Raw genomic sequence first — 26,558 nt, forward strand, 5'->3', positions numbered from 1 at the left:
GCTGCCAACTCGAAGACCATGACTGAGGCGGGCCAAACCGGACTTGCAGATTTTTCTCAAGAGTCCGACGAGCGACCGGACGAAGAGGCCGTTGCCATTGCTGGCAACGGTGGATCAAGCGCTGGCGAGGTGATCGACGTCGTCGAGGAGACCCTTCCCGAACCTGACGGCGACTGCGAGCTGGCCGTGATGCAGGTCGATTACACCATCGCCGGCTACGGCGACGAGGAACGACCGATCATGCACGTCTTCGGCCGGACAGCCGACGACGAACTCGAGCATGTCCAAGTCGTCGGCTTTCGACCCTACTTTTACGCACCGACGGACTCGCTCGAGCGCCCCCCCGAAGAGCAGTACGATCGGTTAACCGGGAGCCGCGAGGTCGATGCCGACGGTGAGCCATACGAGAGTATTCGTGGCGAGAACCTCACCAAGATCTTTGGGCAGACCCCCCGTGACGTCGGGCAAGTGCGTGATGACTTCCAGCATTTCGAAGCCGACATTCTCTTTCCGAACCGGTTTCTGATCGACAAAGACGTCCGCAGCGGCATTCGCGTGCCCGAACGCCGGGCCGACGACGGCTCGCTGGTCGTTCCACACGACGAGGTCGAAGCCGTAGACGTCGACGCCAACCCGCGTATCTGTACGTTCGACATCGAGGTCGACGACCGCTCGGGCTTTCCCGAGGACGGCGAGGAGCCGATCGTCTGTCTGACGAGCCACGACTCCTATCGCGACGAGTACATCATGTGGCTCTACGAGGCCCCCGTCGGCGACGGCCCGGTCCCCGACGCGATCACCGACTACGAGCCGATCGAGGGCGATCTCGAGCACGAAGTCCGGAGCTTCGAGGAGGAAGAAGCGATGCTCGAGGCGTTCATCGAGTACATCCAAAAAACCGATCCCGACGTCCTGACGGGCTGGAACTTCGAGGATTTCGACGCCCCCTATTTCCTCGACCGCCTCGAGGAACTGCAGGGCCCCCACCACGAGTACGATCTCGAGATCGATCGCCTCTCTCGAGTGGATGAGGTCTGGCGCAGCAACTGGGGCGGGCCGGACATCAAGGGCCGGGTCGTCTTCGACCTGCTGTATGGCTATCAGCGGATGGTCTTCTCGGAACTCGATTCCTATCGGCTGGACGCCGTCGGCGAGGCCGAACTCGGCGTCGGCAAGGAACGCTACGCCGGTGACATCGGTGACCTCTGGGAAGACGATCCCACCCAACTGCTCGCGTACAACCTCCGAGACGTCGAACTCTGTGTCGAACTCGACCGCCAACAGGAGATCATCCCGTTCTGGGATGAGGTGCGCTCCTTTGTCGGCTGTAAACTCGAGGACGCCCCCACACCCGGCGACGCAGTCGACATGTACGTTCTCCACGAGGCCCACGGCCGCTTTGCGCTGCCCTCGAAGGGCCAACAGGAGGCTGGCGAGGAGTACGAAGGCGGGGCCGTCTTCGATCCCATCACGGGTGTCAAAGAGAACGTCACCGTGCTGGACCTGAAATCGCTGTACCCGATGTGCATGACGACGGTCAACGCCTCGCCGGAGACGAAAGTTGACCCCGACGAGTACGGCGGGGAGACCTACGTCGCACCGACTCGGCCCGACCCGATCCACTTCCGGAAAGAGCCCGACGGCGTCATGCGCGAGATGATCACCGAACTGCTCGCCGAGCGCGAGGAAAAAAAGTCGCTGCGAAACGAGTACGAACCCGGCTCGCTCGAGTACGAGCAGTACGACCGTCAGCAGGGTGCGGTAAAGGTTATCATGAACTGCTTTACGCCGGACACGGAAGTCTTGACTCCCGACGGCGTTCGCGATATCACCGACCTCGAGATCGGCGACGAGGTGTACTCACTCGATCCGAAGACGGAGCAACTGGAGGTCAAGCCAGTCGTCGAAACGCACGCCTATCCCGACTACGACGGCGAGCTAATCGACATCGAGACGAGCAAGATCGACTTCCGCGTCACGCCGAATCACCGGATGCTCGTCCGAAAGAACGAGACGAACGGGATTACCGAAGACGAATACGATTTCGTCGAGGCAGGAGATCTTGACCGAGCGACCAACTACGAACTCCCTCACGACTGGACGGGACCTGACGGTGAGGAACTCGAGCAAGTCGACCTCACGGAACTGATCGACGGTGAGTACGAGGTCTGGGTCCGACCGTCTGTCCACGGCCACACGTTTACCGCAGAACTCGGCTGGACACCGCGTCGCGTGCCAAAGGCCGATGTCGGGAAAACAGGCTACGTCTTCACTGCCGAAGAGTTCGAGGAACACCGCGAATACATCGAGGACGTCTGTGAACTGAGCTACATCCACCGGGAATCCGGCCGGAAATGGATCCCACGGACATACGATGGCGACGACTTCCTCGACCTGCTCGCGTGGTTTGTCACGGAAGGCAACATCTACACATCCGAAGACAAACAGTTCGGCGAGAACGTCCGTGGCTCGGCGACGACGATACAACTCGCACAAGACAAACTGCCTGTCACTGACGGTGGCGTCGACCATCACACGACGATCGGCACTCTTCTCGATGAGATGGGATTCGATTACTACGTCGACGACCGCTCGTATTCGGTGACGTCGAAACTCCTCGGAAACCTCCTGACATCGCTCTGTGGCGACGGCAGCTTCGAGAAGCAAATTCCCGACTTCGTCTTCGAGTGCAGTCGCGGACAGAAACGACGGTTTCTCAAGGTCCTGATCGATGGTGACGGCGATCGACAGACGAACGCCTGGCGATATACGACCTCGAGTGACAAACTCCGAGATGACGTGCTTCGACTCTGCGCACATCTCGGACTGACGGCCAACTACAACCGCGATAGCGGCTCGTGGCGAATCTACGTGACTGAAGATTCGAAGAACACACTTCGAATGCATCGCAGCTCCGCCCAAAGTACGGCCGAAAACGGCGTCTACTGCGTCACCGTTGCGGACAACCACACGCTGCTTGCAGGCCGGAATGGTACGTTCCAGTTCGTCGGCCAATCGCTGTACGGCGTGTCGGGGTGGGAACGATTCCGTCTCTACGATAAAGAGGCGGCAGCTGCGATTACTGCCACCGGGCGCGAGGTCATCGAATTCACCGAGACTGCCGCAACCGAACTGGATTATCAGGTCGCGTATGGTGACACCGATTCGGTCATGCTCGAGCTCGGCCCCGACGTCCCGAAAGCCGACGCGCTCGAGCAATCGTTCGAGATCGAGGAGTACATCAACGATCGGTACGACGACTTCGCGCGCGACGAGCTCAATGCCGAGCTCCACCGGTTCCAGATCGAGTTCGAGAAACTGTATCGGCGATTCTTCCAGGCGGGCAAAAAGAAACGCTACGCCGGCCATATCACCTGGAAAGAGGGCAAAGACGTCGACACGATCGACATCGTTGGCTTCGAGTACCAGCGCTCGGACATCGCCCCGATCACCAAGGAGGTCCAACACGAGGTCATCGAGAAGATCGTCCGTGAGGGCGACGTCGAGGGGACAAAGGAGTACCTCAACGAGATTATCGAGGACGTCAGGACGGGCAACATCTCGCTCGAGGAGATCGCCATTCCGGGCGGGATCGGCAAGCGACTGGACAACTACGACACCGACACGGCACAGGTCCGCGGCGCGAAGTACGCCAACCTGCTGCTCGGGACGAACTTCCAGCGTGGCAGCAAGCCAAAACGGCTCTATCTGGATCGCGTCGATCCGTCCTTTTTCGAGCGACTCGAGGCAGAGGAAGGGTTCGACGCCCGCACCGATCCACTCTATGGCGCGTTCAAACGCGACCCCGACGTGATCTGTTTCGAGTACGACGACCAGATCCCCGAGGCGTTCGAAGTCGATTACGACACGATGCTCGAGAAAACGCTGAAAGGCCCGATCGAACGCATTCTCGAGGCACTCGGTGTCTCGTGGGAGGAGGTCAAAAGCGGCCAGGAGCAGAAAGGTCTGGATAGCTTCATGTAGCGAGTCGAGTTTCGAGGCACAGACACCATCGACGACCACCTTTTTGCGCGAAAATTGACGTCCTACAGAACTCCCTCAGTACGACGGGTTCTGGGCGACTATCACGATCAAAATACGCTGAAACGTAGCTTCTGTTTTTGTTTTGTGAACTAATCTTTTTCAATTGGGATCGTATCCAACCGGATACGAAACCGTTATGAGTCATACGACCTACGGTTTAGGTGACAGAGTACTATGGCACGTCTCGAACTAAACAACCTGCACGCGGAAGTAGCAGAAGGCGACGAGAAGATCCTCGAGGGCGTTACTCTCGAGGTTAAATCGGGCGAAATTCACGCGCTGATGGGGCCAAACGGCTCCGGGAAGTCGACGACCGCGAAGGTCATCGCCGGCCACCCGGCTTACGAGGTCACCGAGGGTGAGGTCCTGCTCCATCTCGAGGAAGGCGAGTTCGGTGAGGGAATCGAGATCGACGAAGACCATCGAACCTGGAACCTGCTCGACCTCGAGCCCAACGAGCGTGCCGCGCTCGGGATCTTCCTCGGCTTCCAGTATCCGGCCGAGATCGACGGCGTCACGATGACGAACTTCCTGCGCACGGCGCTGAACGCCAAGATCGAAGAGCGCGAGGAACTGTTCGAGGACGACGATGGAGACGAAGACGCAGACGAGGAGGCCGACGAAGGCTTTGAGACCTCACCGATGGAAGGCCCCGCAGACGAGGGCGAAGTCGGCGTCGCCGAGTTCCAGCAGATCCTCCAGGAGAAGATGGAAGCGCTCGATATGGACGAGATGTTCGCCCAGCGCTACCTCAACGCCGGCTTCTCCGGCGGGGAGAAAAAACAGAACGAGGTCCTTCAGGCAGCCATCCTCGAACCCTCGATCGCCGTCCTCGACGAGATCGACTCCGGGCTCGACATTGACCGGCTGCAGGACGTCTCCGATGGCATCAACGCGCTGCGCGATCAGGAAGGCACCGGTATCCTCCAGATCACCCACTACCAGCGAATCCTCGACTACGTCGAACCCGATCACGTTCACGTGATGCTCGACGGCCAGATCGCCAAAAGCGGCGACGCCTCGCTTGCAGCGAAACTCGAGGACAAGGGCTACGACTGGGTCCGTGACGAGGTTTACGGCACCGCGTAACCGAATTCGGCTAGAACAACGGTAATAACCCTACAGCCGTAACCATATACACAATCACATTATGAGTTCCGATCAAGACCACCTCAAAGAAACTGACACTGAAGCGCGGTTCGAGTTCAAAAAGGAAGAGCGCTCGGCCGTCAAATCGGACAAGGGCCTCACCGAAGAGGTCGTCCGACTGATCAGCGACGACAAAGACGAGCCAGACTGGATGCTCGAGCGCCGTCTGCGTGCACTCGAGCAGTACCAGAACATGCCGCTGCCGACGGACTGGCCCGGTCAGCCGGATCTGACCGAGCTGGACATCGAGGAGATCATTCCCTACATCCGCCCGGACGTCGACAAGCGCGAAGGCGTCGACGACTGGACGGAGCTGCCAGACGAGATCAAAGACACCTTCGACAAACTGGGCATTCCGGAAGCCGAAAAGAACGCCCTCTCGGGCGTCGGTGCCCAGTACGAGTCCGAGGTCGTCTACCAGAACATGCAAGAACAGTGGGAGGAGAAAGGCGTCATCTTCATGAACATGGACCGCGCGGTCCAGGAGCATCCCGAGCTCGTCAAAGAGCACTTCATGACGACCTGTGTCCCCCCAAGCGACAACAAGTTCGCCGCCCTCCACGGTGCCGTCTGGTCCGGCGGCTCGTTCGTCTACGTTCCTGAGGGCGTCACCGTCGAGATGCCAGTCCAGGCGTACTTCCGCATGAACTCGGAAGGGATGGGCCAGTTCGAGCACACGCTGATCATCGCCGAAGAAGGGTCGGAAGTCCACTACATCGAGGGCTGTTCGGCACCCAAATACGGCGCACACAACCTCCACAGCGGTGGCGTCGAGGTCTTCGTCGGCGAAGACGCTCACGTCCAGTACTCGACGGTCCAGAACTGGTCGAAGAACACGTTCAACCTCAACACTAAACGCGCGATCTGTGAGGCAAACGGGACGATGGAGTGGATCTCGGGCAGCATGGGCTCGAAAGCAACCATGCTCTACCCATGTACGATCCTCAAGGGTCGTGGCTCGACGGACACCCACATCACCATCGCCTTTGCCGGCGAGGGCCAGAACATCGACACCGGCGCGAAGGTCTACCACAACGCGCCCGACACGAGTTCGACAATCGAGTCCAAGTCGATTTCCAAGGACGGCGGCCGCACCAACTACCGCGGTCTCGTCCACATCGCCGACGGAGCCGAGAACTCCTCGACTGCCGTCGAGTGTGACGCGCTGATGTTCGACAACCAGTCGACCAGCGACACCATGCCGTACATGGAAATCGAGGAATCGAAAGTCGACGTCGCCCACGAGGCGACCGTCGGCAAGATCGGCGACGAGGACATCTTCTACCTCCAGAGCCGCGGGCTGGACGACGACGACGCCAAGAAGATGATCGTCGCCGGCTTCATCGAGCCGATTACGGAGGAACTGCCGATCGAATACGCGGTCGAACTCAACCGCCTCATCGAACTCGAGATGGAGGGTAGCCTCGGATAATATGAGCGCAGGAACACAGGTACACGCCAATCTGACGGAGGAACAGGTACGCGAGATCAGCGGGAACCTCGACGAGCCCGAGTGGCTCTTAGCGACCCGTCTCGAGGCCCTCGAGGCACTCGACGACCTCGATATGCCCGACGTCATCCGGACGCCGGGCCGAGACTGGACGAACTTCCACGAACTCGACTTCGAGTCGCTCGTGGACCCGCTCAACGCGGCCGAAAACAAAGACCAGGTCGGTCCCGAGGACGTCGACGTGCTTCCGTGGGCCGAAGCGGTCGACGAGCACGAAGCACTCCTCGAAGAGCACTTCGGTTCCATCGTCGATCCCCAGGAGAACTACCTGACGGCGCTGTCGACCGCCCTCTTTAGCACCGGGACCGTCATCTACGTCCCCGAGGGCGTCGACGCCGAGGACGTCACCATCCGCACCGAGCAGAACTCCCGCTCGCTGTTCAACTACACGCTCGTCGTCACCGAGGAGTCGTCCTCGGTCACGATCTTAGAGCGCCAAGCAACGGGCGAGGACAGCGAGCCGCGAGCAGGAGACGAGCAGTACTACAGCGGCATCGTCGAGGTTGCCGCTGGCGAGAACAGCTACGTCCAGTACGGCAGCCTCCAGAACCTCTCGGAGGACGCCTACAACTTCACCGTCAAGCGCGGTGTGACGGACACGTACGCCACGATCGACTGGATCGAGGGCAACATCGGCACCCAGCTGACCAAGACTGAGGTCTCGACGGAGCTCAACGGAGACTCCTCGGAGACCCAGATCGTCGGTGCGTTCTACGGCCACAACGACCAGCACTTCGACCTCGATGTTAAGGTCTGGCACCGTGCCGAGCACACGACGGCCGACCTCGTCACCCGTGGCGTCACCGACGACGTCGCTCGCTCGGTCTACGAGGGCGTCCAAGACGTTGGACAGGATGCCTGGGACACTAGCTCCTACCAGCGCGAGAACACGCTGATGCTCAGCGACGAGTCCGAGGCCGACGCCTCCCCGAAGCTGATTATCAACAACCACGACACCGAGGCCAGCCACTCCGCGACGGTCGGCCAGATCGATGCGGAGGATCTGCTGTATATGACCTCCCGCGGTGTCGACCCACGGTCGGCACGCAACATGCTCGTCGAGGGCTTCTTCGTGCCCGTCTTAGAGGAAGTCGACGTCGACGAACTGCGTGACGACCTCGAAGACCTGATCGCTGCGCGGCTTCGCAAGCGAGCGTAACGAACGACGCGAGTCGCGCGCGAGTGAACGGTTCGTGGGATTGTACCCACGGCGGCTTCGCCAACGACGCTCTTTTTGTCCGCGAACAGTTGCTGACCGACAGTCAAGAGCGAGGGGGCGACGTTTTCCGCACCGTGTCTGACGACGACTTTTGTACGATGACCGGGTACACCACAGTATGCGGGCCCTCTCCATTGAACTCGAGGACGAGCTCGTCGACACACTCGAGGCCGAGCGAGAACGGTTCGGTTTCGAGAGTCGCCAGGCGTACGTCCGCTGGATTATCGAACACCGCGGCTCGATCACCGCCGAGTCCAATGAGACGACCGCGTCCCTCGAGGCCGCTCGCGATCGGATCGCCACGCTCGAGCAACGGCTGGCAGTCGCGACCGACCGAGAACCCACAGCTGCGTCGGAGACACAGCCGGGCGATGATCGTTGCTCGTTGGATCCCGACACCCAGACACCGTCCTCTGCACACGCCGACTGCGGAGTCGATCAAGCACCCACAACCGGAGCCGACGACGCGCCGCAAGCGGCCTCAAGTGAATCGCGAACGGACGGTGACGGCTGGACGCGACCGAAGAGCGATCCATCGGTCGAGGTCCGAGGATCGCCCCGGACGACCATCTCGAGTGAGGGCACACCGAGCGGTTCGGCGACCAAAACGGACGGCGAGCGCGCTGACTCCCCGACGGCAGTCGACGAGTCGGGCCGAGATTCGAGCAAGGAGCCCTCAGCAGCGCGTGAGAAATCGGAACCGACTCAGGACTCAAGTCCGGGAATGCACGTCCCTCAGCTGTCCCCGGAACGCATCGTCCGGATTCCGGGCGACCCCGTCTCGGAAGATGCCGACGTGCTCGAAACGGTCGAGTTCGATCGGGTCGACGAACTCTCCCGGCGAGCGGTTGCAACGACACGCAAGCGCCTGAACAGGGAGGTCCAGACCGGCCTCGAGTACGCCTCTTCGACTCGGCTTCCCGGAAACGGTGTCCAACCGGGCGAAGATCTCGCCGATCTCGAGGCGCTCTCGCTTCCGGGCCGCTCGACCGAGACGGTCGAGAAACGCCGTCACGCCGTTGGTCGAGCGCTTGCGTACGTGCGAGACGAGAGGCGAGCGCGTCGATCCGATTTCGTCGACGCGCTCTATACGGAGTGTCCGGCCGGCTATGAGACGGCAGACGGCTGGTGGCGGTGTATCAAGGCGGGGCTAAAACAAGTCGATTGCGTCGACGGGGGCGACGGAACACGCGTTTGGCGGTACGAGGGGTGATCCGTCCGAACACGGGCGGGCTGTCCTCGAGCCGGCGGCCATGTTTGTGTCCCACAGAGCACCCGTTAGACGGGACCAGCCACCGAGTAGGGACGGTTAAGTATCAGCAGCCCGGACATCGTCGTATGAGTTTGGGACAGCGTGTCTCGAGCGACAACCAGCTGACTCGGCTGCTCCAGATCGGGGTCGTCCTGGAGGAACTCGTCGAGTCACGCGCCGCCCACCACCTCGACTCGCTGCCACCGGACGAGCGAGCGGCAGTCGACGAGGCGGTCCGGGAGTTGCTCGTTTGTGCCGCCGAGGAGTCGGCCGTCCACCGCGAGCGGCTCGAGGCGCTGATCGACGACCTCGAGGCCGAGACGGTCCCCTACGAGGAGATCAACATGTTGGTCGACGCCCAGTATGGGCCGCCGGAGGACACCGATGGCGTTCTCTATGACCAACTGGCAAACGAAGAAACGGCGTACAAGTTCTACGACGACTTGATCGACGCGATCGAGGCCTCTGATGCCGAGTTCGCCATCGATCGTGACCGACTGCTCGAGACCCTCTACGGAATTCGAGAAGAAGAACGTGAGGGCGTCGAAGAAGTGACCGAGATCATGGAGCAACGAGCATGATCGTGCAGCTGAACAATGTTGCCGGGACGCGGGTCACGACACTTCGAACGGCACTTCGGCGAACACGCGTCCGTATGGACGCCCGGATGCTGTCAGTCCGACGAGCGACCACCGCGACGGACGGCCTCAACGGAGGGACACAATGAACACTGCAGATCAGTATCTCAAGGCAATCTATCTCGCACAACGAATCGAAGAGGGCCCTGCATCAACCGGCACACTCGCGGACTTACTCGATGTCAGTCCGGCGAGCGTCAACGAGATGATCGGGAAACTCGAGGAGCGCGGACTCGTTGACCACGAGAAGTACAAGGGGGCAAGCCTGACCGATGAGGGGATCGAACGCGCACACAATGCCCTCCAGACCTACTGCATTATCGAACGGTTTCTCGCGAACGTCCTCGAGGTCGAGGAGTTCCGCGATGAGGCACGTGCCTTAGAGAGCGTCATCGACGACACCGTCGCCGAGCGCCTCGACACCATTATCAACCGGCCCAGTGACTGCCCGGACTGTTTCGACCCCGAACTGGATTACTGTGAGCGACTCGAGGTCGGTCCCGACGGGTGTGCGGACTGAGACGGGTTGTGGTCCCTGTGTCCCGGCGCGACCGCACGCGGCTTCACAGTCGATCCAGATCGATCCAGAACTGACAGACAGCGCTCCGTCTGAGTCACCGGACCGTGGTGACTCCGATCGCCGTCGTTAGGGCTCCAAGTCCGAGTGAGACCGCGGCTCGCCGAAACGAACGTACCGACGACCGACGAGCGCTGCGAGAACGAGGGCAGCGACGACGGTGGCACTGATTCCAAACGGAAGCGTCCACAGTTCGGGGTTGCCCTCCCAGTCGTCGTTGAAGACGGCCGCGTAGTAGGCCGCAAGCTCCGTGCCGTGGACTGCAAGGAGGACTTCACGGTTGTTTTCGAACGCGTTCCCGTTCCAGTTGGCGCTTCCGATGACGGCGACTTCCCGATCGATCACCACACCTTTGGCGTGGATCTTCCCGAACCGGTCGGTTTCCTCGACGAGCCTGGCCTCGAGCGGGAGTGATTCCTCGGCGGCCAGTCGCTGGAGGTCGGCGACCAGCGCTTCGTTCTCGGCTTCGTGATACCACGTCGCATCGAGCAAGATCTTGACGTCGACGCCACGGCGGGCGGCGTCAACCGTCGCCTCGAGAACGGCGACGTCGCCGTCGATACTGGTTTGTTTGACGAGGATTTCGTCGTCGGCCTCAGCCAGCAGCTCCGTCACCCGTCGCTCGGCGTTGTCCGGAGCGACGAGGAGTTCGGCCGAGTCGATAGCGGCCGTCATTGGGTCGTACTCGGTTGGGTGTGTGCGGGGAGCCGTCCGCTTGCTGTCGTCGTCAACGAACGACGTGGTGTGCAGGTGGTTCGCGCCGGATTCGGTGTCCCACCCCCCGTGGTCCGCTCGAAAGACCGTGGCGAGATCAGCCGCGAGATGCTCGTCTTCGAGCCGAACACCCCAGCCACGACTCGACCCGCCGCCGATACCCGACGGCTTCCAGTTTTCGCTGGTGACGAGTACCGTGTCGTCGACGATGGCGTACTTCGGATGGTGGTAGCGGTAGCGAGCACCCTCGCCGCCAATGACGCGGACATCGACGTCGCTGGCCTCGAGCGTCTCGAGGACTGGTTTGGCCGCCTGTGGCGTGCCGCCGACGGGGCCGGACTCGAGGAGGACCGCGACGTCGACGCCGCGGTCGGCCGCCGCGACAAGGGCGTCCGCAATTTGACTCGAGGTAAAGGTATAGCCCGCCAGCAGGAGTCGATTGTCGGCCTCGTGGAGCGTTTTCCGTGGGAGCGCGGGTGCATCGGGAAGGACGAACGCCGTCGCCTCGTCGATATCGTGACTCGAGACCGGGAGACAGGTCGCGTCTCGAGGGTGCCAACCCCCGTCGGCCGAAGGCGTGGTTCCGGTAGGTTCGGCGCTTGCCGTCTCGCTGTGCTCGTCGGCGGTTCGGTACCAGCGCTCTGCCACCGGCGCGCGATCATACGAGACCGCATCGACTGTTGTCGATCCGTTCCGGACGACGAGGTCGTCGCCGTCGACGGCGAGTCGAAGTGTTCCCTCGAGTTCGAGGACGGGATCGTCAGTCAGCCTCTTGGTGACGTTCGGATCGGCACTCACTGCGACGCGTCCGCTAACGGTCTCGTTTGGGAGAGTCGCGACCGTGTGCCCGTCGGTAATCGTCCAGTTCTCGAGTGACGTCTCCGAGGCGGTCTCGAGGACGAGGTACTCCCCGACGTTTCCGTCGATGGTTGGATTCGGATAGAGTTCGACGATCCGTGGGCCGGTGTCGGTGGTGTTCGTTGGCCCGTTCGTTGTGCCTGCTGTCATGCCAGTGGGACAAGGAGGGGCGGTCTCGGTGGGCTGTCTGGGCGTCGCTATTGAACTGCCGTCCGTTTCGGTTTCGTCCGTTGTGGACCAGACCCCCGGCGTCACGCTGGCGACGAGCCCGAGGGTAACGACCGCAGCGAGAACGACCAGTGCGACCCGTCGGCGCTCCATCGGTCGGTCTGGCCGCCCCTTGAGATATAAACACTCGGCTGTCGGTCACGGGAGCCTACTGTGCTCGGAACGGACAACGGGGCGGTTATCGGCAAAAAACGAGTCGTCCGCGTCCCTCAGGCTGCCGGCTCGAGGGAGACCTTTTCAGCTTCGGCCTGGACGAGATACGCGCGGTCATCACCGTAGTTGGCGACGATCTCGAGAGCCGCAGCGGTGCCGATCTGGTTGAGCGCCCAGGCAGCACTGGCGCGAACGCGGTCTTCGTCGTCGTCGGCCAGCACGTCCGCGAGCGGCTCGATCGCGCGAGTGTCACCGATCAGGCCGAGTGCGCGGGCGGCCCAGCTTCGGGCGTCCGGATTCTCGTCGACCAGTTGATTGGCGATCGGCTGGACGGCATCCTCGGCCCCGACCTCGCCGAGTGCTCTAAACGCCGGCTGCTGGAGGTTCGGGTTCGAATCGACGTAATCGAGCAGCGTCTCGACGACGTCGTCGCTGTCGACACCGATCTTGCCGAGGATGCTCATCGCGGCCGTGTCCCGACGGTTGGCCTTCTGGAGCATCGGTTCGATGGCCTCCTCGGGGCCCATTCGTTCTAAGGCCTCGAGGCAGTGTTCCTCCATGAAGTCCGAATCGAACGTCTCGAGGGCGAGCAGAATCATCTCGACGTTGCCGCGTTTCTCATGGACTTTGAGCGCGTGCCACTCCGGCGGGAAGTCCTTGACGTGGTCGAGCACGTCGTAAAAGCCCTCCCGGCGCATCTGTTCACGAACCTTGAGGTCGGTCCACTCGGTGGAATCGTCGATATCGGATTGAAGATCGTCACAGCACTCGAGCAGGCCGGCAATCGTCTCGGCGTCGTCGTCGGCATCGAGATCAGCGTCGTCGACGGCGTCGGCTGCGTCCTCGAGGGTGGCCTCAAGCTGGGTGGGGACCTCGTCGCCCTCGTCGGTTCGTGTAACGGACGTGTCGAGCAGCTCGTTGAACGTCTCGAGGAAGTCGTCGACGGCCGCGAGCAGCTCTGCGTTCCCCTCCTCGGTCCAGCGAGTGCCGGTGATCGTGCCGCTGGCGCTTTCGATCTCGCTGACGACGTCTTCGCCGTAGGGACCGCGCTGGTCCTCGAGGTCCGACTCGAGATCCGAAACGTCGCTGTCGATCTCGTCGTAGCGCTCCTGCAGGACTTCTTCGGGCGCTGGCTCCTCGTCTTCCTCGTCGTCGTCTTCGGTCTCCGGCGGCTCCGGGATTTCGACCTCGTCGAACTCGTCGCGAAACGCCTCGAGGTCGGCTTCGACGACGTCCAGATCGTCCTCGGTGTCGGCGGCCTCGAGGGCCGACTCGAGACGCTCGACGTCGTCCTCGAAGGACCCGAGGTCGTCGCGGATGGCCTCGAGGTCGACTGGTTCGCGTTCCTCCTCAGTGTCTGTTTCGTCGGCACCGGCAGACTCGTCGTCGCTCATGGCATCACCCGGGTGCTGAAACGACGTCGACGCGTGGCGGTGTGCATACACTACGGTCGTGTCAGGACCGCCCTAAGCGTTTCCATGCAGTTCGGACGCTGCCGGCTGTGTCTCCTCCCGCCAGTAGAACCACGGACTGAGCGTCATGTATGCGATCCCAAGCGTCAACAGGGCGTAGGGGAACGTTCGGCCGGCGAACGTGGGGATGAGAATCGCGAGTACGTGGACGATGCCCATGATCCCGGCGTCGCGGGCGAGCAGGTCGGGATACTGGATCCGCGAGACCATTAGATAACAGAACGCGCCCGTGACTGCGAGGACGAGCCACGGCTCGGTCTCGCCAGCGAGGATCGCCGCCCCGAGGATCGTCGCCGCGAGCGTCGTCTGGACGCCCTCGGTACAGCTTCCGCTGACGTCGTATGCGGTGTACATGCCGAGCCGGGTGACGGCCATGGCGACGAACAGCCCACAGATCGCGGTGACCAGCAGCAACTCGGTCGTCACCGTATCGAAGCCGATATTAAAGCCATCGGTAATGACGACGAAGGCGAGGACGGCAGGGGCGACGGCGAAGGAAGCGACGTCGGCCAGCGAGTCGAGATAGGGGCCGGCGTCGGTGCCGCCGTACCGACGGGCGAGGATTCCGTCCAGCCCGTCTGCGATCGCTGCAAGCAGAATCAGTCGCGCGGCGAGAGTGATGTCAACAAAGGCGATGACGACGGCGATGAATCCCAGCACCGCGTTGGTGACCGTCACCGCGTCGGCGACACCGAGTCGCCCGACGAACCGGGGAAGCATATTCGCGGATTCGACGGGGAGTTACCTTACGTGTTTTCGTTTCCGAACGCCCACTCGAGTCGACTCGGTGTTCGACGATCGAACCGGGGCCGTTATGTCGCGACTCTCCTAACGCGTTCGTATGAACAGGCGCGTCTATCTCGCCGCCGTCGGAACCGCCGTCTCCGCCGGACTGGCTGGTTGTTCGGCCGTTCGAAGCGCCTTCGAAGACGAACCCTGTAGCGGCGACGAGTGTACGATCGGCATGAGTCGAAACGAGTTCCTCCCCGACGAGTACGAGACGCAGGTCGGCGAAACCGTCGTCTGGAAAAACACGAGCGGCGCCGACCACACTGTGACCGCCCTCGAAAACAGCATTCCCGAGGATGCGGAGTATTTTGCAACTGGCGGCTTCGAGGACGAGGAGACGGCCCGCAACGCCTGGCACGACCGCACGGGTGGTCGGCTTGGTCCTCGCGATACGTTCGAACACACGTTCGAGGTCCCCGGAACGTACACGTACATCTGTGAGCCACACGTCAAAGCCGGGATGGTCGGGACGATTATCGTCTCCGAGTAGTCAGTGCCTTCGAGCGCTCACAACGGGTCCATACAGCCTGCCATCACGACCCCGAGTGTCCGTCGTCGGTACCGTCTCGATCTCGATTGCCTCGAGTGAATTCCCCGTTGCTCGACCTCGGGGTACTGCAGTCGGTCGATGAGAATTATTCCTTTCTCGAGTATATTTCCGGACCTATATGATTTGAGACAGCTAGCTGCTGGATAACAGATCAGCCGTTTAGGCCGGATTTGGGGCATAAAATACCGTATGACATCTGGTCACTGGGTAGGATATGACATACACCGGTCAGAATCCTCCATGTTTATACATTGGGCTCACGGTGGTCTATGTATATGTCCGAAACCGGGGCTGAGACCCGTCCGCTGGTCCGGCAGCTTCCCGATCCAACGACAGCGTCGAACGTCCGGTACAACCCATCGCTTGCAGAACTTCGTGAACTCGCGGCCGACGACGAGACGACGACCGAGTTCGGATCCCCGTCGTATGTCAGTGAGTACCGATCGCGGAGTTCTGATCGGACGAAAAACACCGTCGATCACGACTTTTCCGACCACGACCACGAACTGGTCGACGATGCGGTCGGCCTCGCCGGCGAGCGCGAACTGGTGTGCGTCGACCGTCTGATGGGGCGTCACCCGGATGCCACCTTCTGTTGCCGGTTCTTCGTCCCCGTCGAACACGCCCGAATCGCGCTGGCGTGGGCGAACCTGTTCGAACCGACTGACGGCCGCGAACCCGACCTCTACACCGTCCAGCTTCCCGACTACGACGAAACGGCGATCCGCGTCCTGCCGGATGAGAGCTTCACTGCGGTGTTAGGCAGCGACTACACCGGTGAGGCCAAGAAGTCGTTCCTCCGGCTGTTCATGTTCCGAATCAAAGAGCAGGGCGGACTCGGCCTCCACGCCGGCAGCAAGCGCGTTCGCGTCCGCGATGACGACGACGACCTGCGCACCGTCGGGCAGGTGTTCATGGGACTTTCGGCGACCGGCAAATCAACGCTGACTTCTCACGGCTGCTGGCTCGAGGACCCAGAAGACGCCACGATGTTACAGGACGACGTCTGTGGCCTCCTGCCGGACGGCTCGGTTCCTGGCAGCGAAGGAGAAGGGCTGTTCATCAAGACGATCGGTCTCGGCGAAGACGAGCAACCCGAACTCTACGAGGCTGCAACCGACGAGTCGGCGATCTTAGAGAACGTCGCCGTCGACGACGACGGGACGGTCCACTTCGAGGAGGACCGCTACACCGCAAACTCCCGGGCGATCATCCAGCGCGACCAACTCGAGAGCGCCGACGACGAGATCGATCTCGAGCGGATGGATCAGGTCTTTTTCATCACGCGAAACCCGCTGATGCCGCCGGTCGCAAAACTCAACGACAAGCAGGCTGCCGTCGCCTTCATGCTCGGTGAGTCGATCGAGACCAGCGCTGGCGATCCGTCTCGAGCGGGCGAGTCGATTCGTGTCGTCGGCACGAACCCCTTCATTATGGGTCCCGAAGGCGAGGAAGGCAACATCTTCCAGGATCTCATCGATGATCTCAACGCCGAGTGTTTCGTCATCAACACGGGCTATCTCGGCGCGAAATCCAAAGATATCGGCGTCACCGAATCCGTCACGGTGCTGACTGAAACGGCACGCGGGACGATCGAGTGGACCGACGACGACAAAACTGGGCTGACGATCCCCGAATCCGTTCCCGGACTGGACATCGAGGAGTACTACGTCCCCGACCACGTCGAAGAGTACGACGAGGCCGTTGCAGAACTCCGCGACGAGCGGCGTGCGTATCTCGAGCAGTTCGACGAACTCCGCGACGAGATCAAGGACGCCGTCTACTGATCGACACAGCGAGTTCGTATCGCTGTCGACCCCTGTTTTGACGTGTTAACCATCTCTTTCGGACGATCTATGGCGTTGTCGAACAGGAATACTGTTATATGAGTGCAGTTCCCACCTCCGGTAATGAGTCCACAGGTACGAACGCCAACGGCCCGCGTATGCGAACGATGTGGTCGAGCAGAACGATGGGATAGCGACCTCGAGGCCTGGCAACTCGCCCGTGAAGATGGCGAGAAGCAGGTCGGCAACCCACACTGTCTCCACGAGTGGGATATCAATGGGACGTTCAACCCGGTCGCCGAACCCGAAGAGTAAGCAGACACAACTGCGACGGCAGGTCATCGCGACGTGTCACGAGCGGTGCGCGGGCCTTTTTGCGGTGTCGGCCGTATCCGACAGTGTGCCGACCGTTTATATCACCGTGCCACCAGCCGACGCCGATGTGATCGCCGAAACGTTGGTCGACGAGCGACTCGCAGCCTGCGTCAATCGGCTATCGACAACCTCGACGTACCGGTGGGAGGGTGAGATCCATCACGACGACGAGATCGTCTTGCTCGCGAAAACGACTGACAGCGCCTACGACGCCCTCGTCGACCGCGTCGAGTCGCTTCACCCCCACGACGTCCCGTGTATCGAGCGATTCGACGAGGCCGACGTCCTCGAGTCGTTCGCGACGTGGCGGGCCGAAACCGTCGACTGATCCGGTCTGCGGTCCCGATGTCCCGGCGCGACCGCAGGATGGGCTCGCGGTCGCGCCGAAGCTGACTGACAGCAGTCCGCATGACCGGCTGACTGCTGCCCCTCCCCAAGCCAGTCCGTCACACTATCGCAGGCCGTGACTGCCGGAAAAAGCAACCCTTAAAACTCGCGCACGGGTTGTGACGGGTATGGCTGGAACCATCGAAGTGCTCGTTCCGGGTGGCCAGGCCAACCCTGGCCCACCGCTCGGTCCCGAGCTCGGACCGACGCCCGTCGACGTGCAGGCAGTCGTACAGGAGATCAATGACCAGACGGCAGCGTTCGACGGGACGGAAGTCCCCGTCACCGTCAACTACGACGACGACGGCTCGTTCGACATCGACGTCGGTGTCCCACCGACGGCCGCACTCGTCAAAGACGAAGCCGGATTCGAAACCGGCAGCGGCGAACCACAGAAGGATTTCGTCGCTGACCTCTCGGTCGAACAGGTCAAGACGATCGCCGAGCAGAAACACCCAGACCTGCTCGCCTACGACACGATCAACGCGGCAAAAGAAGTCGTCGGCACCTGCGCCTCGATGGGCGTCACCATCGAAGGCGACGACGCTCGAGACTTCAAAGAAAAAGTCGACAACGGCGAGTACGACGACGTACTCGCGGCAGACGCGTAATCGGTTCGGACGTCGACGCCGGACGAGACCATTTTTCGACACTGTTTCGCCAAGAGCGCAGGCCATGGCTGTTGGCCGCTAGTCTGACTTGCAGACCGTCGCAGACGGTCTGCGGTCACTGTGTCCCGGTATACCCGCAGGGCAGGCCGCAGGTGCATCAGAATCGACTGCCAGAAGTTCGTGTCAGTGCTCGAGTCACGACGAACTGACGCGTTAAATCTTGTTCGCCGGCGGGACCGTCCGTTCGTCAGGGGTCGTCGATCCACTCGACCGGAGCACGCGCACGCCCGCGCCGATACCAAGTGAGCCAGCGAAAACGAGAGTGATGACGGACGCGGCCACCGATAGGCCGACAAGGCCGCTCAGGACGCTGCCAGCGATAACGCCGACCCACAACTGATCAGCACCCAGACGCGCCACAACGGCGTAACCGATCGCGACGAGACCGAGTACGGTCAGGATCGGGATGACTGTCAGCCCGACGGTGACAAGGACGATACCAAAGAACGCACCGAGACTCGTGCCGACGATTAGATACCCTGTCCCTGTGAGTCCGGCGAGAACGAGCAGCGTCGGCAGCCCGATACAGAGCGAAATGATCGGGCTCCGGCGTGATTTCGTCACCGTTCTCGGCGCGTACCCCTGAAGCAACCCCAGGACCACCATCGCAACGACGAGTGTCGTGGCAAACTGGATGCCAGCCCGCTCAAGTGCGCCGAGTGACTGATACGTTTCGAGACCGATTCCACGTACGAGAAGCGGTGCGAACGACTCGAATGCCATCAAATCACTGACTATATATAAATCTAATGGCCACATACCGGAAAGTTACACTCTTCTTCTCAATAGTATTTTCGGTCTTTGAGGTTATTCTCACACGTTCTCGGACTGCGTACGGCGTCTCGAGTGAGATCTGTGGGTGTCGTTCGGTCGCATTCTCGTCCGATTCGAGGTCGAGTTTACGGCCGGTTTCGAGTACCCCTGCAGAACAGTTCGACGGGTTTAAGTTCGACATGGCACTTCGTTCAACAGAGACAGGCATCACCTGTTTCACTAACCCGTAGGAGCATTCCTGCGTACTACGGAGGTGAACGATGGCAGATTCGGATATTAAAACCGCAGTGGCTCGCGCACTCGAGGAGTCGCCCGATCGGAACTTTACCGAGACGGTAGACCTCGCGATTAACTTGCGCGACCTTGACCTGAACGAACCGTCGAACCGTGTTGATGAGTCCATCGTCCTACCGTCTGGAACCGGCCAGGAGACGATCATCGTCGTTATTGCCGAGGGAGAAACCGCCGTCCGCGCCGAAGAGGCAGCGGACGACGTGCTCTCGGTCGACGACGTGGCCGATCTGGACGACGACGATGCCAAAGATATGGCTGACGAGACGGACTTCTTCATCGCCGAAGAAGCGATGATGCAAGACATCGCCCGGCACCTGGGGACCATCCTCGGTCCTCGGGGGAAGATGCCGGACCCGCTCGCGCCCGACGACGACGTCGTCGAGACCGTCAACCGGCTCAAAAATACCGTGCAGCTTCGCTCCGGCGACCGACGAACGTTCCACACGCTCGTCGGTGCCGAAGATATGGACGCCGAGGATATCTCGGACAACATCGACGTCATCCTGCGTCGCCTGCACGCTGACCTCGAGAAGGGTCCCCAGAACATCGACGCCGTCTACGTGAAGACGACGATGGGCCCATCCGTGGAGGTGGCCTAGAATGAGCGCACAGGCTGAACGCAAAACCGAGAACCTTCCCCAGTGGAAGAAAGAGGAAGTCGACGAACTCGCTCAGATCATCGACGACTACGAGAGCGTCGGCATCGTCGGTATCACCGGCATTCCCTCGAAGCAGCTCCAGGACATGCGCCGCGACCTGCACGGGACCGCCGTGTTGCGCGTCAGCCGCAACACCCTGCAGACGCGTGCACTGGAAGACGCCGGACTCGGCGACCTCGTCGAGCACATCGAAGGACAGGTCGGCATCGTCGCAACCAACGAGAACCCGTTCTCGCTGTACAAGGAACTCGAGGCGTCGAAGACGCCCGCGCCGATCAACGAGGGCGAAGTCGCGCCGAACGACATTGTCGTCCCCGAGGGTGACACCGGTGTCGATCCGGGGCCGTTCGTCGGTGAACTCCAGAGCATCGGTGCAAACGCACGCATCGAAGAGGGTTCGATTCAGGTCATGGAGGACTCGACGGTCTTAGAGGCCGGCGAGCAAGTCTCTGCGGACCTGTCGAACGTCCTCAACGAGCTTGGGATCGAACCCAAGGAGGTCGGACTCGACCTGCAGGCAGTCATTGCCGAAGGCGTGCTCTTCGACCCAGAAGACCTCGATATCGACATCGAGGCCTACGAGAGCGACGTGGCGACGGCCGCCGCTCGTGCTCGGAACCTCTCGGTCAACGCGAGCTACCCGACCGAAGCAACCGCCCCAACGCTCATCGCCAAAGCCACGGGCGAGGCCAAGAGCCTCGGCCTGCAGGCGGCGATCGAGGACGAAGCCCTGATGCCCGACCTCGTCTCCAAGGCCGACGCACAGCTGCGTGCGCTTGCGGCCCAGATCGAGGACGAGGACGCCCTGCCTGAGGAGCTGCAGGGCGTCGAGGCCCCTGCCCCACCGGCAGCGGCCGACGAGGGCGAGGACGAATCGGCAGACGACCACGACGACGCTGAGGCCGACGACGCCGACACCGACGACGCTGAGGCCGACGACGCCGACACCGACGACGATGACGACGACGAAGACGGTGGCGGCGGCGAAGGACTCGGCGCAATGTTCGGCTAATCAACGGAGGATTTACCAATGGAATACGTATACGCTGCACTCATCCTGAACGAAACGGACGAAGAGCTCAACGAAGACAACATCACCGGCGTGCTCGACGCTGCTGGCGTCGACGTCGAAGAATCCCGAGTCAAGGCGCTCGTCGCCGCACTCGAGGACGTCGACATCGACGAGGCAGTCTCGGAAGCCGCTGCTGTCCCTGCTGGCGGTGCTGCCGCAGGCGGCGCAGCCGCTGACGCTGCAGCCGACGAGGACGACGAGGCTGAAGAGACCAGCGACGTCCCGGACACGACGGACGACGACGAGGACGACGAGGACGAAGGCGACGGTGGCGAAGGCCTCGGCGAACTCTTCGGCTAAGTCGCGACGCGACGACACCACGAAATCCCGATTTTCTTTCGACGCAACGGTCGACGAGCGACTGCTGTGTGCTGACGATGGGCGAAGCGATCGCTAATCGACTCGAGTGAGTCGACGACGACCGCAGGTTTAAGACTGAACGGGCGGCCAGACGAGTCGATGGCTATCGCTCCGGTCGAGTTCGTCACCGAGCCCTCGCTGACCCTGCAACTGCTCGGCTGGGTGCTGGCCGGCGCGGCACTCGGAAGCTGTAGCGGCCTCGTTCCCGGTCTCCACGCGAACAACTTCGCGCTGTTGCTCGCCGGCGTCGCGCCGTCGGTTCCCGGTCCGCCGCTGTTCGTCGGCGCTGCAATGCTTTCGGCCGGCGTGATTCACACCTTTCTCAACGCCGTCCCCGCGATGGCGCTCGGCGTTCCCGACGCCGAAATGGCCGTCACCGCGCTGCCGGCCCACCGGCTGGTGCTCGAGGGACGGGGCTACGAAGCGATTCGACTCTCCGCACTCGGCAGTATCCTCGCCGTCATCGCGGCCGTTCCGCTTGCGCTGCCGATCACGTGGGGTGTGACAGCTGTGTACCCGACGATCCGGGATCATCTGGCGCTCGTGTTGGCGATGGTCGTCGTCGCACTGGTCGCCTCCGAACGGACGTGGCGTGGCCGTGTCGGCGCCGTCGTCTCGTTCACGCTCGCCGCCGTGCTGGGGCTGGCCACGCTCGATCTCTCGCCGGACGCACCACTCGAGGCCGGCGGGATGCTCGCACCGCTGTTCGCCGGCCTCTTCGGTGCGCCGGTGTTGCTCGACGCACTTCGCGGCAGCGGAATTCCATCCCAGTACGACGAGACGATCGCGATGTCCGGCCCGCTCGTCGGGGTAACGGCGGTCGCCGGTGCGCTCGCGGGTGCGGTCGTCGGCTACATTCCGGGGGTGTCGGCGGCCATCGCCGCCGTCGCGGTGCTGGTGTTCGTCCCCGGTCGCTCCGGCGATCGGGGCTACATCGTCGCAACGAGCGGTGTCGATACCGCGAACACGATTTTCGCACTGTTTGCGCTGGTCGCCATCGGCCAGCCCCGAACCGGCGTGATGGTCGCCTTCGAGAGCCTCGGCGCACCGCTCGAGATTCCGATCTTACTCGCCAGCATCGTCCTCGCGGGACTGCTCGGATTCGTGCTCGTGATCGTCGTCGGAGACGCATATCTCGAGGTCGTCGGCCGGATCGATTACTGGAAGATTTCGGTCGCGGTCCTCGCGCTCCTCCTCTGTCTCTCGTATCTGTTCACTGGCGTTGTCGGGATCGCGGTCTTCTGTGTCGCGGCCGCGATCGGGATGGTGCCGGTTCGAGTTCGGGCCCGACGGGTTCATTTGATGGGCGTGTTGATCGGCCCGCTGCTGGTCGGCTCGTAGCCATCACGCCGATTACTGCATGTGAATAGTACACAAATATTTTTCACCAAGATCGATGTAGCTGCTTGAGGTGTCTTACCGATGGTAAACGCGACAATCGACGTCATCTACCGGGGCGGACTCGAGTGCGACCAGAACTACATGATCGAGGGGCAGACGTTGGGGACTCACGACGAGCCGAATCCGGACCTCGACTACGAGGAGATCCCCGTCTGGTGTCTCGTCATCGACCATCCCGAAGCGACGATCCTCTGGGATACTGGATCACATCACGACGCACTCGAGGGCCACTGGCCCGAGGGACTCACACAGGCGTTCTATCCACACGACGCCCACGAACACCGACTGGACGACGACTTGGAGGCGGCAGGCTATAGCATCGACGAGATCGACGCGGTCTTCCAGACGCACCTGCATCTGGACCACGCCGGCGGCCTCGAGTTCTTCGACGGCACCGACGTCCCGGTCTACGTCCATGAAAAAGAGATCAAGTTCGCCTACTACAGCGCCAAGACCGACAAGGGCAGCGGCGCGTACATCCTCGAAGACTTCGATCACGACCTCAACTGGGAGATCATCCATCAGGATCGCGAAGAACACTTCGAGGACCTCGAGTTCGTCCGATTCCCGGGGCACACGCCGGGACTGACGGGGTCGGTGATCCACCTCGACGACGACGGCACCGTCGTCTTCACCGGCGATCAGGTCTATCAAGCGCCCAACTACGAGGCGGAGGAACCGCTCGGGGCTGCCCTTCTCTGGGGGAAGACAGAGTGGTTCGACAGCCTCCGACGGATCAAAGAAATCCAGCGCCGCCACGACGCGACGGTCGTCTACGGCCACGACACGGACCAGTTCGCCAAGATCGAAGACGGGTGGGGACAGTGACGATGGACTACGACCGCTCGGTGTCGGCACCCGAGCACGAACTCGGCCCGGAGACGGTCTGGCACCTCCAGATGCCACAGATCCGGTTTGGCCGCGACGCCGTCGAGGAACTGGGCTACCAGCTCGCCGATCTGGGTGTCAACGCCGACGCCCACGGGCTGCTCGTCACGGACGAGACCCTGGTCGATATCGGCCACGTCGGCCGCGTCAGGGACCACCTCGAGGACGCGGGCTACGACGTCACCGTCTGGGACGGAGCCGAACGCGAGCCGTCGATCGAGAACGTCGACCGCTGCATCGAGTTCGTCCGCGAACACGAGGGCGATGCAGGCTACGACTTCTACCTCGGCTTCGGCGGCGGTAGCTGCATCGACGTGGCCAAGACGACTCGAGCGGTGATCGAAAACGGCGGGCAGGTGCTCGATTACATCGCCGAACCGACTGGCGAGGGCGAGGCGCTGACCGAGTCGGGACCGCCGTTGATTCTCATGCCGACGACGGCCGGTACGGGCGCGGAAATCTCGCCGGTCGCGATCCTCTCCGTCGAGGAAAAAGAGATCAAAGAGGGGATCTCGAGCAACCACATCCGGGCCGACGCGGCCGTCCTCGACCCAACGTTTACGACGACGCTGCCCCCGGAGATGACCGCCAAGACGGCGATGGACGCGCTTGGCCACGCCATCGAGGGCTATACGACCCATCCGTTCGACAGCCTCCTGCGGGCGTCCGATCCGGGCTCGCGGCCAGTCTACGCCGGGCGAACGGGACTCACCGAGATGTTCTCCGAAAAGGCGATCGACCTCCTCTCGAGTAACGTTCGGACGGCGGTCCACAACGGCGACGATCTCGAGGCTCGTTCGGCGATGCTCAAGGGGGCCTTATTCGGCGCGATCGCGGGGCTGACGGCCGGCGCGAGCCTCTGTCACGCGATGGCCTACCCCGTCGGCAACCGGTATCACACCTACCACGGCGAGACGATCGCCGTCCTCACGCCGGCGACGACGCTCGGCTACAACGTGGCCAGCGATCCGGAGCGATTCGTTGCGGTCGCCGAGATGCTCGGTGCCGAGACAGACGGACTGGGTACTCGCGAGGCTGCAGATCGGGCCAGACAGGAGTACGTCCGGCTCCAGCAGGACCTCAACGTCATCCCGAGTGGTCTCAACGATCTCGCCGGGATCACCGAGGAGGATATCGACTGGCTGGCGAGTCAGACCGTCGAAACCCAGCAACGCCTGCTGCGCTGTAATCCGCGCCCGGTGACCGAAGACGACGCCACCGACATCTTCCGGGACGCGCTGCACAACTGGGAGTGACTCGACGCTGGTATCGACTCACTGGCGACTCGAGTCCCGCGCGGCCGCCACGAGTTCTTCGACGCGCTCGCGTGAGACGGGGTTCGTCGTTTCCCCGCCCGTTTTGAGCGCCGTACCAACGATCACACCGTCAGCGCCCACCTCGAGGCAGTCGCTGACCGTCTCGCTCGTCACGCCGCTGCCGACGAAGACAGGGGTGCGTTCCCGTGTCGCTGCTTGGTCTGCCAGCACGTCCGCAACCCGTTCGACGTCCTTGAGCGCGGTCTCAACCCCGGTGCCGGGCCCGGAAACGATCACGCCGTCGGCCATGCCGCGTTCGACCGTCTCAAGGGCGGCCTGCTCGAGATTTCCCTCGCCGACCGGCGTCGCGTGTTTGACGTGAACGTCCGCGAGGATGGCGACGTCGGCCTCGAGTCGGTCGCGAAGCCGGAGCGTCTCGTGGGCCTGTCCCTCGAGGATGCCCTGATCGGTCGCCGCGGTGCCGACGTGGACGTTCACCCGGATGAAGTCGGCATCGGTGGCCGCAGCGATCGACAGCGCCGCGTCGGCGTCGTTTCTGAGCACGTTGATGCCGAGCGGGATGTCCACGGTTCGCTGCAGCGCCGACGCCAGCGCGGTCATGTCTGCAACGACGTGGTTCGGAACGGCTTCGGGGTAAAAGGGTGCGTCGCCGAAGTTCTCGAGCACGATGCCGTCGACCCCGCCGGCCTCGAGGCGGCGGGCGTCCTCGAGCGCGCGAGTGCGGACGGCGTCACGGTCGCCGTCGAACCCCGGCGCGCCGGGAAGAGGTGGCAGGTGAACCATCCCGAGAACGGGTCGATCGGCGTCGAATCGATCGTGGAGGGGTGTCGGTGTGGGCATAGCGATGGTGTTGGCTCGAGGGGCAAAAGTCCGCACGACAAGTGACCAGACGATATCGGTTCCTCAGCCAGTCGACGGCTCAGTCGACGACTGGCTCTCTTGACATCCTCCTCCGCGTAAACGCGGAGGAATCCCGAGCGGTGGGAGTTTCAGGTCCGCAACCATGGACGCCGCCACTTCACGGGAACCCGTCTAACCCAGTCGTCGTGGTCGGTGGCTGACTGGCCATGCCAAATGGCCGTTACTCCTATCCTCGGCGTCGTCAGCGTTCGTGGTTGTTTTTGCCCGGCGAACGCCGAGTCAGCGTCAGCAGACTCGGAGGTATCGTGGGCTTGCTGAAACAGGAGGCACGCGACCGCACTCTTTTGGAATGCGGTGTTCACCGCCTGTCTTTCGGATACTGTCGTCCGAGAGACAGGGTCTCTCGTGATCACGAAAATCTTTGATTTTCGAACGACCTCGTTACGTGGGCGGACAGGCCGCCTCCGACGGTCGTTCGGAATCCGCTCCGTTCCGACCTGACCTTACCACTGCATAGGGATTTCTGTAACTTGAACGTTAGGATTGGAAACTCGGCTATGTTCTTGACGGTGGAACATGGCACTAAGTGACGGCGCGTA

23 protein-coding genes are annotated in these 26,558 nt (G+C 62.2%); 18 read left to right on the forward strand and 5 right to left on the reverse strand.

Features of this window, described 5'->3' with window-relative positions; all coding sequences use genetic code 11:
* The first annotated feature begins 18 nt into the window (after positions 1 to 18).
* From BW940_RS06820 to BW940_RS06850, 7 genes are all read left to right on the forward strand, one after another.
* Positions 19 to 3,984, forward strand: a complete 3,966-nt coding sequence (locus BW940_RS06820; RefSeq protein WP_076608455.1) for a DNA polymerase domain-containing protein — start codon at positions 19 to 21, stop codon at positions 3,982 to 3,984.
* A gap of 234 nt (positions 3,985 to 4,218) precedes the next feature.
* Positions 4,219 to 5,133 (forward strand): ABC transporter ATP-binding protein, encoded by a 915-nt coding sequence (locus tag BW940_RS06825; protein ID WP_076608456.1) that lies wholly within the window; start codon positions 4,219 to 4,221, stop codon positions 5,131 to 5,133.
* A gap of 61 nt (positions 5,134 to 5,194) precedes the next feature.
* The gene (gene sufB, locus BW940_RS06830; RefSeq protein WP_076608457.1) at positions 5,195 to 6,625 is read left to right on the forward strand and encodes a Fe-S cluster assembly protein SufB; all 1,431 of its coding nucleotides are present in this window, start codon (positions 5,195 to 5,197) and stop codon (positions 6,623 to 6,625) included.
* Position 6,626: 1 nt separating this feature from the next.
* On the forward strand, positions 6,627 to 7,862 hold the full coding sequence (gene sufD, locus BW940_RS06835) for a Fe-S cluster assembly protein SufD (protein ID WP_076608458.1): 1,236 nt from the start codon (positions 6,627 to 6,629) through the stop codon (positions 7,860 to 7,862).
* Between the two features lie 178 nt (positions 7,863 to 8,040).
* Complete coding sequence (locus BW940_RS06840; RefSeq protein ID WP_076608459.1) at positions 8,041 to 9,135, forward strand: hypothetical protein; 1,095 nt, start codon at positions 8,041 to 8,043, stop codon at positions 9,133 to 9,135.
* Between the two features lie 125 nt (positions 9,136 to 9,260).
* Positions 9,261 to 9,755, forward strand: coding sequence for a type 2 periplasmic-binding domain-containing protein (locus tag BW940_RS06845; RefSeq protein WP_076608460.1), 495 nt, complete (start codon positions 9,261 to 9,263; stop codon positions 9,753 to 9,755).
* Positions 9,756 to 9,897: 142 nt separating this feature from the next.
* On the forward strand, positions 9,898 to 10,332 hold the full coding sequence (locus BW940_RS06850; protein ID WP_076608461.1) for a metal-dependent transcriptional regulator: 435 nt from the start codon (positions 9,898 to 9,900) through the stop codon (positions 10,330 to 10,332).
* Between the two features lie 126 nt (positions 10,333 to 10,458).
* On the opposite strand, the gene BW940_RS06855 is transcribed toward BW940_RS06850, so the two are convergent.
* The 3 genes from BW940_RS06855 to BW940_RS06865 form a co-directional block, all read right to left on the reverse strand.
* Positions 10,459 to 12,282 carry a phospholipase D-like domain-containing protein gene (locus tag BW940_RS06855; RefSeq protein WP_076608462.1) on the reverse strand — a complete coding sequence of 608 codons (1,824 nt, stop codon included), beginning with the start codon at positions 12,280 to 12,282 and terminating at the stop codon, positions 10,459 to 10,461.
* 116 nt (positions 12,283 to 12,398) lie between these two features.
* Complete coding sequence (locus tag BW940_RS06860; RefSeq protein WP_076608691.1) at positions 12,399 to 13,736, reverse strand: HEAT repeat domain-containing protein; 1,338 nt, start codon at positions 13,734 to 13,736, stop codon at positions 12,399 to 12,401.
* A gap of 72 nt (positions 13,737 to 13,808) precedes the next feature.
* On the reverse strand, positions 13,809 to 14,534 hold the full coding sequence (locus BW940_RS06865; RefSeq protein WP_076608463.1) for a protein sorting system archaetidylserine synthase: 726 nt from the start codon (positions 14,532 to 14,534) through the stop codon (positions 13,809 to 13,811).
* Between the two features lie 121 nt (positions 14,535 to 14,655).
* Here BW940_RS06865 and BW940_RS06870 point away from each other — a divergent pair, with 121 nt between their 5' ends.
* The 5 genes from BW940_RS06870 (at position 14,656) to BW940_RS06890 (ending at position 18,313) form a co-directional block, all read left to right on the forward strand.
* Positions 14,656 to 15,093 (forward strand): cupredoxin domain-containing protein, encoded by a 438-nt coding sequence (locus BW940_RS06870; RefSeq protein WP_076608464.1) that lies wholly within the window; start codon positions 14,656 to 14,658, stop codon positions 15,091 to 15,093.
* Between the two features lie 335 nt (positions 15,094 to 15,428).
* Positions 15,429 to 16,940 (forward strand): phosphoenolpyruvate carboxykinase (ATP), encoded by a 1,512-nt coding sequence (locus tag BW940_RS06875; RefSeq protein WP_076608692.1) that lies wholly within the window; start codon positions 15,429 to 15,431, stop codon positions 16,938 to 16,940.
* 123 nt (positions 16,941 to 17,063) lie between these two features.
* Positions 17,064 to 17,255 (forward strand): HEWD family protein, encoded by a 192-nt coding sequence (locus BW940_RS06880; RefSeq protein WP_076608465.1) that lies wholly within the window; start codon positions 17,064 to 17,066, stop codon positions 17,253 to 17,255.
* Positions 17,256 to 17,340: 85 nt separating this feature from the next.
* Positions 17,341 to 17,643 carry a divalent-cation tolerance protein CutA gene (gene cutA / locus BW940_RS06885; protein ID WP_076608693.1) on the forward strand — a complete coding sequence of 101 codons (303 nt, stop codon included), beginning with the start codon at positions 17,341 to 17,343 and terminating at the stop codon, positions 17,641 to 17,643.
* A 187-nt stretch (positions 17,644 to 17,830) separates the two neighbouring features.
* Complete coding sequence (locus BW940_RS06890; RefSeq protein WP_076608466.1) at positions 17,831 to 18,313, forward strand: 50S ribosomal protein L11; 483 nt, start codon at positions 17,831 to 17,833, stop codon at positions 18,311 to 18,313.
* A gap of 213 nt (positions 18,314 to 18,526) precedes the next feature.
* Here the strand turns inward: BW940_RS06890 and BW940_RS06895 are convergent, their stop codons facing one another.
* Positions 18,527 to 19,132 carry a hypothetical protein gene (locus BW940_RS06895; RefSeq protein ID WP_076608467.1) on the reverse strand — a complete coding sequence of 202 codons (606 nt, stop codon included), beginning with the start codon at positions 19,130 to 19,132 and terminating at the stop codon, positions 18,527 to 18,529.
* A gap of 275 nt (positions 19,133 to 19,407) precedes the next feature.
* Between BW940_RS06895 and BW940_RS06900 the strand changes: the two genes are divergently transcribed.
* The 6 genes from BW940_RS06900 to BW940_RS06925 all read left to right on the forward strand — a co-directional run bounded on the left by BW940_RS06900 (position 19,408) and on the right by BW940_RS06925 (position 25,077).
* Positions 19,408 to 20,040, forward strand: a complete 633-nt coding sequence (locus BW940_RS06900; RefSeq protein ID WP_076608468.1) for a 50S ribosomal protein L1 — start codon at positions 19,408 to 19,410, stop codon at positions 20,038 to 20,040.
* A gap of 1 nt (position 20,041) precedes the next feature.
* On the forward strand, positions 20,042 to 21,112 hold the full coding sequence (locus tag BW940_RS06905) for a 50S ribosomal protein L10 (RefSeq protein ID WP_076608469.1): 1,071 nt from the start codon (positions 20,042 to 20,044) through the stop codon (positions 21,110 to 21,112).
* A gap of 18 nt (positions 21,113 to 21,130) precedes the next feature.
* Entirely contained in the window at positions 21,131 to 21,472 is a 342-nt protein-coding gene (rpl12p, locus tag BW940_RS06910) for a 50S ribosomal protein P1 (RefSeq protein WP_076608470.1), read from the forward strand.
* 159 nt (positions 21,473 to 21,631) lie between these two features.
* Positions 21,632 to 22,873 (forward strand): tripartite tricarboxylate transporter permease, encoded by a 1,242-nt coding sequence (locus BW940_RS06915; protein ID WP_076608471.1) that lies wholly within the window; start codon positions 21,632 to 21,634, stop codon positions 22,871 to 22,873.
* Between the two features lie 81 nt (positions 22,874 to 22,954).
* Complete coding sequence (locus BW940_RS06920) at positions 22,955 to 23,761, forward strand: N-acyl homoserine lactonase family protein (RefSeq protein WP_076608472.1); 807 nt, start codon at positions 22,955 to 22,957, stop codon at positions 23,759 to 23,761.
* A gap of 2 nt (positions 23,762 to 23,763) precedes the next feature.
* Entirely contained in the window at positions 23,764 to 25,077 is a 1,314-nt protein-coding gene (locus BW940_RS06925) for a hydroxyacid-oxoacid transhydrogenase (RefSeq protein WP_076608473.1), read from the forward strand.
* A gap of 18 nt (positions 25,078 to 25,095) precedes the next feature.
* Here BW940_RS06925 and BW940_RS06930 read toward each other — a convergent pair whose 3' ends face one another.
* Positions 25,096 to 25,938: a BtpA/SgcQ family protein gene (locus BW940_RS06930; protein ID WP_076608474.1), complete on the reverse strand. Its 843-nt coding sequence runs from the start codon at positions 25,936 to 25,938 to the stop codon at positions 25,096 to 25,098.
* Positions 25,939 to 26,558 lie beyond the last annotated feature (620 nt).

The organism is Natronorubrum thiooxidans (genome assembly GCF_900156475.1).
In the GTDB taxonomy this organism is placed as follows: domain Archaea; phylum Halobacteriota; class Halobacteria; order Halobacteriales; family Natrialbaceae; genus Natronorubrum; species Natronorubrum thiooxidans.